13 protein-coding genes and 1 tRNA gene are annotated in these 11,174 nt (G+C 62.4%); all 14 read left to right on the top strand.

Translation table 11 applies throughout. The features are described 5' to 3' along the window. The first annotated feature begins 36 nt into the window (after window positions 1–36). The 14 genes from hisG (at window position 37) to PB2503_RS01500 (ending at window position 11,101) form a co-directional block, all read left to right on the top strand. The gene (gene hisG / locus PB2503_RS01565; RefSeq protein ID WP_013299458.1) at window positions 37–948 is read left to right on the top strand and encodes an ATP phosphoribosyltransferase; all 912 of its coding nucleotides are present in this window, start codon (window positions 37–39) and stop codon (window positions 946–948) included. Window positions 949–1,082: 134 nt separating this feature from the next. Then, window positions 1,083–1,847: a DUF2306 domain-containing protein gene (locus PB2503_RS01560; RefSeq protein ID WP_041534853.1), complete on the top strand. Its 765-nt coding sequence runs from the start codon at window positions 1,083–1,085 to the stop codon at window positions 1,845–1,847. 225 nt (window positions 1,848–2,072) lie between these two features. Further along, window positions 2,073–2,147 (top strand) — tRNA-Thr (locus PB2503_RS01555). Between the two features lie 387 nt (window positions 2,148–2,534). Further along, window positions 2,535–3,800: a UDP-N-acetylglucosamine 1-carboxyvinyltransferase gene (gene murA, locus PB2503_RS01545; protein WP_013299455.1), complete on the top strand. Its 1,266-nt coding sequence runs from the start codon at window positions 2,535–2,537 to the stop codon at window positions 3,798–3,800. A gap of 69 nt (window positions 3,801–3,869) precedes the next feature. Next, window positions 3,870–4,319, top strand: a complete 450-nt coding sequence (locus tag PB2503_RS01540) for a DUF2948 family protein (protein ID WP_013299454.1) — start codon at window positions 3,870–3,872, stop codon at window positions 4,317–4,319. Then, on the top strand, window positions 4,320–5,618 hold the full coding sequence (hisD, locus tag PB2503_RS01535; RefSeq protein ID WP_013299453.1) for a histidinol dehydrogenase: 1,299 nt from the start codon (window positions 4,320–4,322) through the stop codon (window positions 5,616–5,618). A 77-nt stretch (window positions 5,619–5,695) separates the two neighbouring features. Beyond that, the gene (locus PB2503_RS01530) at window positions 5,696–6,184 is read left to right on the top strand and encodes a UPF0262 family protein (RefSeq protein ID WP_013299452.1); all 489 of its coding nucleotides are present in this window, start codon (window positions 5,696–5,698) and stop codon (window positions 6,182–6,184) included. Window positions 6,185–6,186: 2 nt separating this feature from the next. Beyond that, window positions 6,187–6,624 (top strand): arsenate-mycothiol transferase ArsC, encoded by a 438-nt coding sequence (locus PB2503_RS01525; RefSeq protein WP_013299451.1) that lies wholly within the window; start codon window positions 6,187–6,189, stop codon window positions 6,622–6,624. A 52-nt stretch (window positions 6,625–6,676) separates the two neighbouring features. Then, the gene (infA, locus tag PB2503_RS01520; RefSeq protein ID WP_013299450.1) at window positions 6,677–6,895 is read left to right on the top strand and encodes a translation initiation factor IF-1; all 219 of its coding nucleotides are present in this window, start codon (window positions 6,677–6,679) and stop codon (window positions 6,893–6,895) included. A gap of 23 nt (window positions 6,896–6,918) precedes the next feature. Continuing rightward, window positions 6,919–7,551, top strand: coding sequence for a Maf family protein (locus PB2503_RS01515; protein WP_013299449.1), 633 nt, complete (start codon window positions 6,919–6,921; stop codon window positions 7,549–7,551). Window positions 7,552–7,604: 53 nt separating this feature from the next. Then, the gene (locus PB2503_RS01510; protein ID WP_158305811.1) at window positions 7,605–8,798 is read left to right on the top strand and encodes a hypothetical protein; all 1,194 of its coding nucleotides are present in this window, start codon (window positions 7,605–7,607) and stop codon (window positions 8,796–8,798) included. After that, window positions 8,785–8,952: a DNA gyrase inhibitor YacG gene (locus tag PB2503_RS14215; protein ID WP_083810928.1), complete on the top strand. Its 168-nt coding sequence runs from the start codon at window positions 8,785–8,787 to the stop codon at window positions 8,950–8,952. Before PB2503_RS01510 ends, PB2503_RS14215 begins: the two co-directional genes overlap by 14 nt. Continuing rightward, window positions 8,949–9,665 carry a response regulator gene (locus PB2503_RS01505; protein ID WP_013299447.1) on the top strand — a complete coding sequence of 239 codons (717 nt, stop codon included), beginning with the start codon at window positions 8,949–8,951 and terminating at the stop codon, window positions 9,663–9,665. Before PB2503_RS14215 ends, PB2503_RS01505 begins: the two co-directional genes overlap by 4 nt. Continuing rightward, the gene (locus PB2503_RS01500; protein ID WP_013299446.1) at window positions 9,662–11,101 is read left to right on the top strand and encodes a sensor histidine kinase; all 1,440 of its coding nucleotides are present in this window, start codon (window positions 9,662–9,664) and stop codon (window positions 11,099–11,101) included. Before PB2503_RS01505 ends, PB2503_RS01500 begins: the two co-directional genes overlap by 4 nt. Window positions 11,102–11,174: the final 73 nt, after the last annotated feature.

Here is an 11,174-nt window from a genome sequence, read left to right as displayed (position 1 = left end):
TTGCCGTGATCGCACGGCCCGCATAAGCGCCCGAGCATGATGATGGATGATACTTCTCCCCCAATCGATGAGACGAGGATTCGGCTGGCCGTTCAAAAGAAGGGCCGCCTCGCCGACTCCACTTTCGAACTTCTTGCCCAGTGTGGCCTCAAGGTGCGGTTTGGGAAATCCCAACTCTTTGCCCGGATCAGAGAATTGCCGATCGATGTGTTGTTGGTCCGCGACGACGACATTCCCGAACTCGTCGCCAGCGGGGCTGCGGATGCGGGGATCGTTGGCGCCAATGTCTATAGCGAGGATCAACTCGACCGGGCCGATCGGTCGGCTGCCGTGATAAAGGAGCTGGGATTTTCCCGCTGCCGCCTCTGCATCGCGGTCGAGACTGGCGTGGCCTATCCAGGGCCGAGCTACTTCCGGGGAAAGCGGATTGCGACGTCCTATCCTCACCTCACGGCGGACTGGTTGCGGAAAAAGGGCGTTGAGGACGTCGAGATCGTGATGATGCACGGGGCGCACGAAATCGCCCCGCGCCTCGGCCATGCCCATGCCATCTGCGATATCGTTCAGACCGGCACGACCCTTGACCAAAATGGCCTGAAAGTGGCCGAGACCATCTTTTCGTCGCAAGCCCTGCTGATTGCGCGCCCCGATGCGCCGCAGGAAAAAAGCGCCCTTATCGATGATCTTGCGGCGCGCATGGCGGCGGCTATGGCCTCGCGGGATGCCAAATACGTGATGATGAACGCCCCGCGCTCGGCCATCGCCGACATCCGCAAGGTGCTGCCGGGCAAGGACGCGCCAACCATTCTGGCCCTTGCGGGGTCGGAGGAAATGGTCGCCATCCATGTCGTCTGTAAAGAAGAAGTGCTCTGGGACCAGCTTGAGGAATTAAAGGGCCTCGGTGCCAGCGCTATTCTCGTTCTCGATATCGATAAGATGCTTAGCTGACACACTCGCAGAAAACAAAAATAGATAAAATGTAGTTAATGCTTGCAGGAGGTGCGACTGCTGAGCACACTTATTGCTGGGATTAGGGGGGCGTTAGGACACCCGATCTCGGGGGAAGCGCCCAGTCAATGAGGATGGCTGGTCAAGTGTTGGCAAGGTACAGAATCGCGCCGAAGGCTGCGCTCTCGGCTCTGCTCCTCATAGGGCTTTATGAGGTGTGGCGGGTCGTCTTCTATATTCTCGGATATAGCGCGGCAACGCCGCCGACGTCATTTCCACTCATCAATGACACGGCAAAGGCCCTCGACGTGATGGCCACGCACCCTAATCTCATCCTCTACACCCATGGGCTGTGCGGCGTTGCGGCGGTCACCATCGGCGCCGTCCAGATCTATGCGCTGTGGACGGGACAGGTCCGCCGCTGGCACGCCTTATTGGGGCGTGGATATATCGCCGCTTGTCTGATGGGCGCGGCGACGGCCTTCATTCTGGCCTGGCACCTCTATTACACCTTCTGGCTGACCAGCCTGCTTTATACGCTTGGGGCATTGGCCTGGGGAGGGGCGGCGGTTCTTGCCGTCACCTATATCGTCAAGGGCGATGTCATGGCCCATGCCCGCTGGGTGATCCGGAGTTATGTTTATTTGATGATGGTGGTGACGGCACGAGCCCTCATCGGGGCCACCATCGGATTTGGGCTTAACCGTTGGGCACAGTTTGAGTGGCCCCTCGCCTATGGGATCATCATTGGGGTGACCTTCATTGTGCATTTGGTGGCCGCGGAGGTCATCGTGCGGCGCCTGCGCCTGGTTCGGCCAATAAGGGCCGGCTCTACCCTATTGACCGAAGAGGTGTCCTCCGTCGCTTCCGGGGTGCCGTCTTCTCCCGCGCCGCATTAGATTGGTCTCACTTGAGAAGGGCCGTCGCTATGGCAAGATAGGCGCACAGCAAGGAGCCCCATGCCGGGGGCGATCGGGTCAGGGACCAGCGAGAAAACACTTTGCACGCTATTCGCCAGGCGCTATGCGGCCCCTTCACTGCGGCGCTGGGGCTGGGCTATGTCCCGGAATGTGCGCCGGACATGGATGAAAGCGGAATCATAAGTTTTTGATTTCATTTGTTTTGCTGCCGTAGCTCAGGGGTAGAGCACTCCCTTGGTAAGGGAGAGGTCGAGAGTTCAAATCTCTCCGGCAGCACCATTTTTCTTGCTCTTTCGGCCGCTCGCTTCGCTCACGCCGCCGATCGGCGGCCTGGCCGGTCGACGCGCAGTCGCGCGTTTGACTCCGGGGTCAAGCAAACGGCCTCACCGGGCACCATTTCTCCTCATCGACTCAAGGCGGAGGGGGGGCCCTTTTTTCGCCGCAGGATGGCCCCACGACCTCCCTGTACAAGCCCGGGCGGGAACGACTACATGCCTCGCCCATGACCGACGATCCGGCGCATCCGACATCCCCTCGTGCTCCGCGTAAAGAGACCCCGCGCGAGGCGCGTCTGGCTGAGGCCCTCCGGGAGAATCTCCGTCGCCGGAAAAGCGCCGCCAAGTCCCGGAAGGACGAGGCCTAGATCACCAGTAAAGGAAATCGCTAATGGACAAGCTCGCAATCATCGGAGGGCGGGAACTCTATGGGGTTCTGCCCGTGTCGGGCGCGAAGAACTCTGCGCTCAAGGTGATGGTGGCGAGCCTTCTGACCGAGGAGTGCCTGACGCTTGAGAATGTGCCCTCTTTGGCGGATGTCCGCCAATTGATGGTGCTCCTCGATCACCTCGGTGTTGCGATTTCGGGGGGGGGGACGACGCTTCATCTGACGGCGGAGACCCTGCGGTCGACCTTGGCGCCCTATGATATCGTGAGGAAGATGCGGGCGAGTTTTAACGTCCTCGGTCCCCTCCTGGCGCGAGAGGGAAAGGCGAAAGTGTCGCTGCCCGGCGGGTGCGCGATCGGCGCCCGCCCTGTGGACCAGCATTTGAAGGCCCTTGAGGCCCTTGGGGCGGAGATCGACCTCGACGAAGGCTATGTGCTCGCCTCTGCCGAGCGAGGATTGCGGGGGGCAAGCATTACGTTTCCCTTCGTATCGGTCGGTGCCACCGAACACACCATGATGACGGCGACCCTGGCAAAGGGCGAAACCATTCTGGAGAATGCCGCGCGCGAGCCTGAGATCGTCGATATCGCCGAATGTCTGCGCATGATGGGGGCAAAGATCGAGGGCGATGGTACGTCGACGATCAAGATCACCGGCGTGGATCGCCTTTCGGGCGGCACCCATCGCGTCGTGCCCGATCGGGTGGAGATGGGCTCTTATGCGATGGCGGTCGGCGCGGTCGGCGGCGAGCTTCTGCTTGAAGGGGGGCGCCTTGATCTCCTCGGGGCGGCCAAAGGGGTTCTGTTGGATGCGGGACTGTCCCTCAGCGAGGAAGAGGGGGGCGTTCGGGTGAAAAAATGGGGCCGGCCGACGGTGGGAACGGATATCCGCACCGAACCCTTTCCCGGTTTCCCCACCGATCTTCAGGCGCAGTATATGGCGTTAATGGCCCTCGCCGACGGGACCAGCGTGATCCGCGAAACAGTGTTCGAAAATCGCTTCATGCACGTCCCTGAGCTGATGCGCCTGGGCGCCGATATCCGGGTGGATGGGCAGCAGGCGACCGTGCGGGGCAAGCCGGTTCTGAAGGGGGCGCCGGTAATGGCCACCGATCTGCGGGCGTCGATGTCCCTCATCGTTGCGGGCCTCGCGGCGGAGGGACAGACCCTTTTGTCCAGGCTCTATCATCTCGACAGAGGATTTGAGCGCCTCGACGAAAAATTGAGGGCCGTCGGGGCCCTGGTCGAGCGCGTGGCTGTTCCCGACTAGCGGGCTATTCGCGCGCCTGCGAAGCGGCCCCATTTCCCCTTGGGCCAGGACACCCTATGTGAGCGCTCTATGACACGTGTTTCCCATACACCTCTCGCCCTGATGGCCGCTGACCGGGAGGATCTGGAGGTGGTCTCGAGTATCCTTCAGGATGCCGCAGGTCGCCTGGCGGATACGGCCTATCTTCCGGCGGAGCGCCGGTTCGTCTGGGTGGCGAACCGCTTTTTATGGGAGGAGGGCGTGCGCCGCCGCCGCGGCCCCTTTCATCGTGTCCGGACCGGCCTTCACATAGATGATGTGGTGAGGGTGCGGACCCGCGGTCTGCCGGCGGATCGGGCGACCGGCGTTCTCGCCCTATTGCGCGTCGGCTATGACGGCGATGAGAATGGCGGCACCGTGTCCTTGGATTTTGCCGGCGGCGGGACCGTCGCCCTCGATGTCGAAGCGATCAATATCACGCTGAAGGACCTGTCGGCCCCGTGGCGGACCAAGCACAAACCCAACCATGAGGAGGGGTGAATGGTCCAGCGTTTGACCACCGCCGCCGCCGATTTCGACGGGCAACTCACGACCCTTCTCAGCCGCAAGCAAGAGGCGTCCCCAGCGGTTGCCGAGGCGGTGAGGGGGATTATCCAGCAGGTGATCAAGGAGGGCGACGGCGCGTTACGCGACCTGACCCGGCGGTTTGACAGTCACGAGGCGGACAGTCTTGCGATATCCGTTGCCGAGCGGGACGCGGCGGCCGATCGTGCCTCTCCCGAGGCGGTGGCGGCGCTCGAAGCGGCAGCCGCGCGGATCGAGACCTATCATCGCAAGCAAATGCCCGATGACGAACTGTACACGGATGAAGAAGGTGTCACCCTCGGGTGGCGCTGGACGCCTCTCGAGGCCGTGGGGCTTTATGTGCCTGGGGGGCTTGCGAGCTATCCCTCAAGTGTTCTGATGAACGCGATTCCGCCGAGGGTGGCGGCTGTGCCGCGGATGGTCATGGTGGTGCCGACCCCTGACGGCCAGATCAATCCCCTCGTCATGGCGGCGGCGCGGATTTGCGGTATCGAGGAAATTTATCGGATTGGCGGCGCGCAGGCCGTGGCGGCTCTCGCCTATGGGACCGAGACCATCGCGTCGGTGGACAAAATCGTCGGGCCCGGCAATGCCTATGTTGCCGCAGCGAAGCGAGAGGTGTTCGGCCATGTCGGGATCGATTCCATCGCCGGTCCTTCCGAAATCGTCGTGGTCTCCGATAATCGATCGCCCGCCCCTTGGGTGGCAGCGGACCTCCTCAGCCAGGCGGAGCACGACCCTTCCTCGCAGAGCATATTGATTACCGACGATGCGGCCTTTGCCGATGCTGTGGAGGGGGCGGCGGAAGACTTGCTCGCTGTCTCTCCGCGGGAAGCGATCACGCGCCGGGCCTGGGAACAGAATTCCGCTTTGATCGTGGTACGGCGTCTTGGGGGTGACGGCATGGAGGTGGTCAACCGTCTGGCACCGGAACATCTTGAACTGGCCGTCGACAAGCCGGAGGACCTCCTCCCCTCGATCCGCCATGCCGGGGCCATTTTCCTCGGCAGGCATACCCCAGAAGCGGTGGGGGATTATGTCGCCGGGCCGAACCATGTTCTGCCGACGGCCCGGGCCGCGCGCTTTTCTTCTGGGCTGTCGGTGGCCGATTTTCTGAAGCGTTCCAGTCTGATCGGATGTTCTGCGGAGAGCCTCGAGGTGATCGGGCCGCTGGCCATGACCCTTGCGGAGAAGGAAGGGCTCTGGGCCCATGGTGAGAGCGTGAGACAACGGCTTGAGGATCGTGGCCAATAGCGCCATGGACAGGCCCTCCGGCTTCACAGGCGGGGGAAACTGGCGCAAGGACAGGTTCAATTGAACGACGGATCAAGATGACCGAACGGCTCGTCGCCATCGATATTGATGAAGGTTCCCTCGGGGCACGCTCTTCGGAGGTCGATCATGAGCGCAAAGTTGCCATGCATGATCTGCTTGAGGAGAATCGCTTCGCGCCGGTCGGGGGGGAGGATAAAGGCCCTTACCGCCTGAAATTGTTTGAGCAGAACGGCCGATTGGTGTTCGATGTCAGTACCGAAGCGGGGGACCCCCTGATCCAGCACCATCTGTCGATGACCCCCTTTCGGCGGTTGATCAAAGACTATTTCATGCTCTGTGAAACCTATTACGATGCGATCCGGGCCGCGATGCCCGAAAAGCTCGAAACGGTGGATATGGCGCGGCGCTCGGTCCACAATGAAGCCACCGAGCTGTTACAAAAGCGCCTTGAAGGAAAGATCTCGACGGATTTCGATACGGCCCGCCGGCTGTTTACGCTGATCTGCAGTATCTCGCTTCGGGCGTCGAGCAGGGGAGACCGCTGAAGATGGGGAAAGCGACGCGTTCGATCCTGTTTGCGTGTAATATGAATTCGGTCCGCTCGCCGATCGCAGAGGCCCTGGCCCGGCGGCTGCTTGGCCCCGGGACGCGGGTCGAAAGCTGCGGCGTGTATGAAGGGATGCTGGACCCCTTCGTCGCCGAAGTGCTGCTCGAAAATGATCTCCCCGTCCCGCAACGGCCCCCTCAGACCTTTGCGGATGTCGACTTGGCCGAGTTTGACCGCGTGATCGCGCTGTCGCCCGAGGCGGCGGCGGAGGCACGCCGGTTGTCAGGGAATGTGAGCTACTGGGAAATCGATAACCCCACCGATATACGCGGCGGCGACGAAGAGTTGCGCCGGGCCTATCGCCTCTGCCGGGATTGTTTGGCCGAGCGGATCAATTCTGAGTTTCAATCGACGACCGCCATCAGTCCTGCTTCTTGACCTTTGCGGAGCGGAGGGGCAAATGCCTTCTTCATTTTGGTAAAGGATCTGCATGGCGAAGGAAGAGCTTCTCGAGTTTCAGGGCACGGTTGAGGAATTGTTGCCGAACGCGAATTTCCGCGTGAAACTCGACAATGACCATGAGATCATTGCTCACACGGCGGGAAAAATGCGGAAGAATCGAATCCGCGTTCTCGCTGGCGATAAGGTGCTAGTTGAGATGAGCCCCTATGATCTATCCAAGGGGCGTATCACCTACCGCTTTAAGTAGGGGCCGCGGGGAGCGGAGAGCCCATGTCAGAAACGGGGTCGAACGACACGCAAAGTAAGGCGGGTCCGCGCCTGATCTTGGCGAGCGGGTCGGCACGGCGTCGGGCGTTGCTGACGCAAATTGGGTATCCTCCCGACGAGATCCATCCCGCCGATATCGATGAAACCCCGCGGGAGGATGAGTTGCCGCGGCTCTTGGCGGGGCGGCTGGCCGAGGAAAAGGCGATGGTGGTGGCCGACCGCTATCCCGGGGATGTGGTGGTCAGTGGTGACACCGTCGTGGCGGCGGGAAGGCGGATCTTACCGAAGGCCGAAACCCGCGACGAGGCGGCCACGTGTTTGTCGCTCCTCTCCGGCCGATCGCACCGTGTTTATACGGGGATGGCCTGTGCAGGGGCCAACCGCGAAAAGATCAGAACCCGGATCGTAGAAACGCGGGTCAAGGTCAAAACCCTCAGCCACACAGAAATCGACCTTTATCTCGACAGTCATCAATGGTCGGGAAAGGCGGGGGGATATGCCATTCAGGGTGCCTTTGCCGCCTTCATTATCCAGATCGTCGGAAGCTATTCCGGGGTTGTCGGGCTTCCGCTCTACGAAACCGCCAACCTGTTGCGTGATGCCCTCGGCCGTGCGCCCGCCTTTCCGGCAGACTGATGGGCGCACGCCTTTTTCTCGAAACCTCTCCTCTAATGATTCGTGTCCTGAGGATGGACGAGGATGGGCCGGTAAAAATCGCCCATGCCACAGGGGATAAGAGGGAGGCCCTGCTGGGTGATCTCTACAGGGCGAAAGTTCTGGGTCACGACCCTCGGCTCGGCGCGGCCTTTGTCGATTTGGGCACGGGGGGAGAGGGGTTCTTGCGCCGCCCCGGGAAATTGCCCCCGGTCGGCGCGACCCTGATCGTTGAAATCAAGCGGGAGGCAATGGGCGCAAAGGGCCCTGACGTCACGGACAAATGGTCGGCGGCCCTTCCTCTGTTACGGCTCACGGCCCAGCGGGCGACCCCCGGTCCGCTGGGGGAGGATCAGTTACTCGCTGACCGGATCGGCCCCCAGTTAAGCCGGGAGGGGGAGCCGGGGCGGATCGATATCTGTCCGGTGGAAATCCGTCTTCTGATGACGTTGGGACTACAGGCCGAAGATCGGGTTATCGTCACCACCGGTGAGGCGGCGGCGCGACTTGCGCCCTTTTTGGGAGGGGTGGCGGAGACCTTGCCGATGAAACAGATAGGGGAACAGATTGATCTTGCAGAGGAAGAAGCGCTCCGTCATCGGCATATAATCCCAGGAGGGGGGGCGCTGACGATTGAGGAAACCGAGGCCGCTTTCACCGTCGATCTCGATCTGGCCCAGGGGGCCGGCCAGTCCAAGGCGGGCGCGGGCAGTCGTCTTTTGGCTGAGGCGATGCGGCCGCTCGGCCGACTGTTATCCCTCGCTGGGGCAGGGGGCCAGATCTTGATCGATGCCCCGCGCGGTGCCATCGCCGCCCCGAAGATCTTTCGGGACCAACTCACGAGAGCCCTGAAGCCCCTTGGCCGGGTCAGTGTCCCCGCCGTGACGCCGGAGGGGTGCGCCCTGGTGGTGGCCCCGCGGCCGCGGCCCTCAACCCTTATGAAGCTGACCGAACCGTTTGGGCAGGGGGTTGTGCAGGGGCGACGGATGAGCGCCCCTGTGGCGCGGGCCTCGGCCTATCGCGCCCTCGCGGCGGCGCTTGAGCGAAATCCCACCGCCCAGCGTCGCCTCGTCGTTGCGCCCCGCCTTGCCGAGGGGCTTGTCGGAGAAGGGCCCGCGGCGCACCTTATGAGGGAACGGTATGGGCCGAGATTCGAGATCCTTGTCGATAGGACCTTTGAGGAGAAGGCCGTGACGCAAGGAGGGGAGGCGTATCGTGTCGAAGAGTGAGCGATGCCCGATCTGCGGGGCGCCGACCGTGCCGGCGGAGCGCCCATTCTGCTCGGATCGCTGCCGCCATGTCGATCTTCATCGATGGCTTACGGAGGGGTATCGCCTGCCCGCTCAGGAGGACGAAAGTGAGCAGCCGGACCCCGAGCAATGAGCGGAGAGAAAATACTGATCGTCGATGATGAGGCGTCTATTCGCGAACCACTGGCCGATTATCTTGCCGGTCATCATTACGATATTCTGCGGGCGAAGGATGGTCTTGAGGCCAGAGAGGTTTGCCGAACCGCTCAGCCCGATCTCGTCCTCCTCGACATCATGATGCCGGGGGAGGACGGATTGTCTCTTCTTCGTGAGTGGCAGGCCACAGGCGGGCCGCCCGTTATTCTCCTGACGGCCATGGCGGATGATACCGACCGCATTGTCGGGCTTGAGCTGGGGGCGGACGATTATGTGACCAAGCCGTTCAACCCCAGGGAGTTGGTCGCGCGGATCAAGGCCGTCCTGCGGCGTGCCGGAGGTGAGGGGGCAAACCCTCCTCCCGATGCGTGCGAGGGCTACTCCTTTGCCGGTTTTCATCTGGATATTGGGCGCCGTCATCTCACAGGGCCGGATCATCCCTCAATCCCCCTCACCGGCGGTGAATTCGCGCTCCTCCATGTCTTGCTCGACTCGGCGGGGCGGGTGCTGAGCCGCGATCAGCTCTTGGATGCGACCCAGGGCCGAGAAGCGCACCTTTTCGACCGTTCCATCGACAATCAGATCAGCCGTATACGCAAGAAAATCGAGCTCGATCCCAAGCAGCCGCAAATCATCAAGACCGTGCGGAATGGCGGCTATGTTCTCAGCGTCCCCGTGAGCCGTCGATGAGGTGGTCGGGCCTCTCGCTGGCCGCGCGCATGGCCCTTGTCCTTGCGCTGTCCCTGTTACTGGCCCAGGGGGTCAGCCTGGCACTGTTGCTTGAGAGCCGGGCCCGGCTTGCCGATGTAAGAGCGCAAGCGACGATTGATCGTTTCGTTGATGCCGTGGCCCGCGATGAGGCGCGTCCGATCGGCGCGATGCTGCGCCGCCGCCTCCGGCCTGGGGGGCTCTCCATCCCGGTGGAGACCGGAACGCCAATTGCCGCAGCTTTCCCCCTGGAGGAAGACCTCACCGAGCGGCTCATCCGGTCGCTGACGGCGGAGGGATTACCGTCCGAGGGGGCTTCGGTGGGCCTGGCGCCGCAATTGCCAGGGGCGCTGCGCCGCCGGCCGAGTGAGGCGAATGAACAGCTGGCGCAAGCGGAAACAGCCCCCCGTCATCTTGTTCTGTCCGCGCCCATCCCTTCGGGCGGCTTCGTCAATAGCGTCGTGCCTGAGCCGTTCCGCGACCAGGTGCGTATCAGACCCCTCATTGTGCAGACGATTCTGATCTATCTTGGCTTGCTGGCGGCGACCTTGATCGTCACCCGCCAGCTTTCCCGACCCCTGGCGCGTCTGACCCTCACGGCGCGTCAATTGACCGTTCCCGGTCCGCCCCCCGATTTGCCGCGCCGGGGGCCGAGCGATATCACCGATTTGTCGGCCGCCTTTGCCGATATGCATGCTCGACTCGAAACGGTGTTCACGGAGAAAGATGCGATGCTGGGGGCGATTGGTCACGATCTCAGGACGCCCCTTACCTCCCTCAGGCTCCGCGCTGAGCGTATCGCCGATGACGAGCTCAGAGAGCAGATGATTGCGAGCCTCGACGCCATGGCTCTTCTGTTGACCGATATTCTGGCGGTGGCGAAAACCGGGCGCGGTTCCGGGGAGCGCCAAGCCATTGCCCTTGATAAGCTTTGCGCCGAACTGGCGGCCACCCATCCCGCTTTGGAGGTCGGCGGGGAGCGAGGCCTGATTGTTCAGGGGTTCCCGATGCTCTTACAGCGCGCGATGGAGAATATTCTCGATAACGCCGATCGCTATGGCGCGCCGCCGATACGGCTCGACATCCGCCGTGCTGGGGGGGACGTTCTGCTCCGCGTTGAGGATTGCGGCGAAGGATTTCCGGCGCAGGGCGAGGAGGCCAGCCGGCTGATCAAACCGTTCGAGAGGGGAGAAGTATCGCGAAGCCGGGTGACGGGGGGGGCGGGTCTTGGTCTTGCTATTGCCGAGGCGGCCGCGTCGGCCCATGGCGGCGCCCTGACGATTGGCCGCGCAACCGGTGGGGGCGCACAGGTCACGATCTGCCTGCCCGCCGCTCCTGTCTCTCCGGCTCCTGAAGATTTGGCCCCTAATGATCCGCCACAGGATGATCGGGCAGAGACACAGACCGAACGGCCCTAAGCCCGTATCGATCGGAGTGGCAAAACGTCTCTAGGATATTATTTTATCGCACTTTCTTGACGCGAACCGGTTT

Origin of the sequence: Parvularcula bermudensis HTCC2503, assembly GCF_000152825.2 — a bacterium.
Classification (GTDB): domain Bacteria; phylum Pseudomonadota; class Alphaproteobacteria; order Caulobacterales; family Parvularculaceae; genus Parvularcula; species Parvularcula bermudensis.
This window is presented reverse-complemented; position numbering and strand designations above follow the sequence as displayed.

Coding starts and splice junctions, on each gene's coding strand:
- murA (WP_013299455.1), top strand. CDS start 2,535: ATGGACAAGCTCGCAATCATCGGAGGGCGGGAACTCTATGGGGTTCTG.
- PB2503_RS01505 (WP_013299447.1), top strand. CDS start 8,949: ATGAGCGGAGAGAAAATACTGATCGTCGATGATGAGGCGTCTATTCGC.
- PB2503_RS01560 (WP_041534853.1), top strand. CDS start 1,083: ATGGCTGGTCAAGTGTTGGCAAGGTACAGAATCGCGCCGAAGGCTGCG.
- PB2503_RS01525 (WP_013299451.1), top strand. CDS start 6,187: ATGGGGAAAGCGACGCGTTCGATCCTGTTTGCGTGTAATATGAATTCG.
- PB2503_RS01510 (WP_158305811.1), top strand. CDS start 7,605: ATGGACGAGGATGGGCCGGTAAAAATCGCCCATGCCACAGGGGATAAG.
- PB2503_RS01515 (WP_013299449.1), top strand. CDS start 6,919: ATGTCAGAAACGGGGTCGAACGACACGCAAAGTAAGGCGGGTCCGCGC.
- PB2503_RS01500 (WP_013299446.1), top strand. CDS start 9,662: ATGAGGTGGTCGGGCCTCTCGCTGGCCGCGCGCATGGCCCTTGTCCTT.
- PB2503_RS01530 (WP_013299452.1), top strand. CDS start 5,696: ATGACCGAACGGCTCGTCGCCATCGATATTGATGAAGGTTCCCTCGGG.
- hisG (WP_013299458.1), top strand. CDS start 37: ATGATGATGGATGATACTTCTCCCCCAATCGATGAGACGAGGATTCGG.
- PB2503_RS01540 (WP_013299454.1), top strand. CDS start 3,870: ATGACACGTGTTTCCCATACACCTCTCGCCCTGATGGCCGCTGACCGG.
- hisD (WP_013299453.1), top strand. CDS start 4,320: ATGGTCCAGCGTTTGACCACCGCCGCCGCCGATTTCGACGGGCAACTC.
- infA (WP_013299450.1), top strand. CDS start 6,677: ATGGCGAAGGAAGAGCTTCTCGAGTTTCAGGGCACGGTTGAGGAATTG.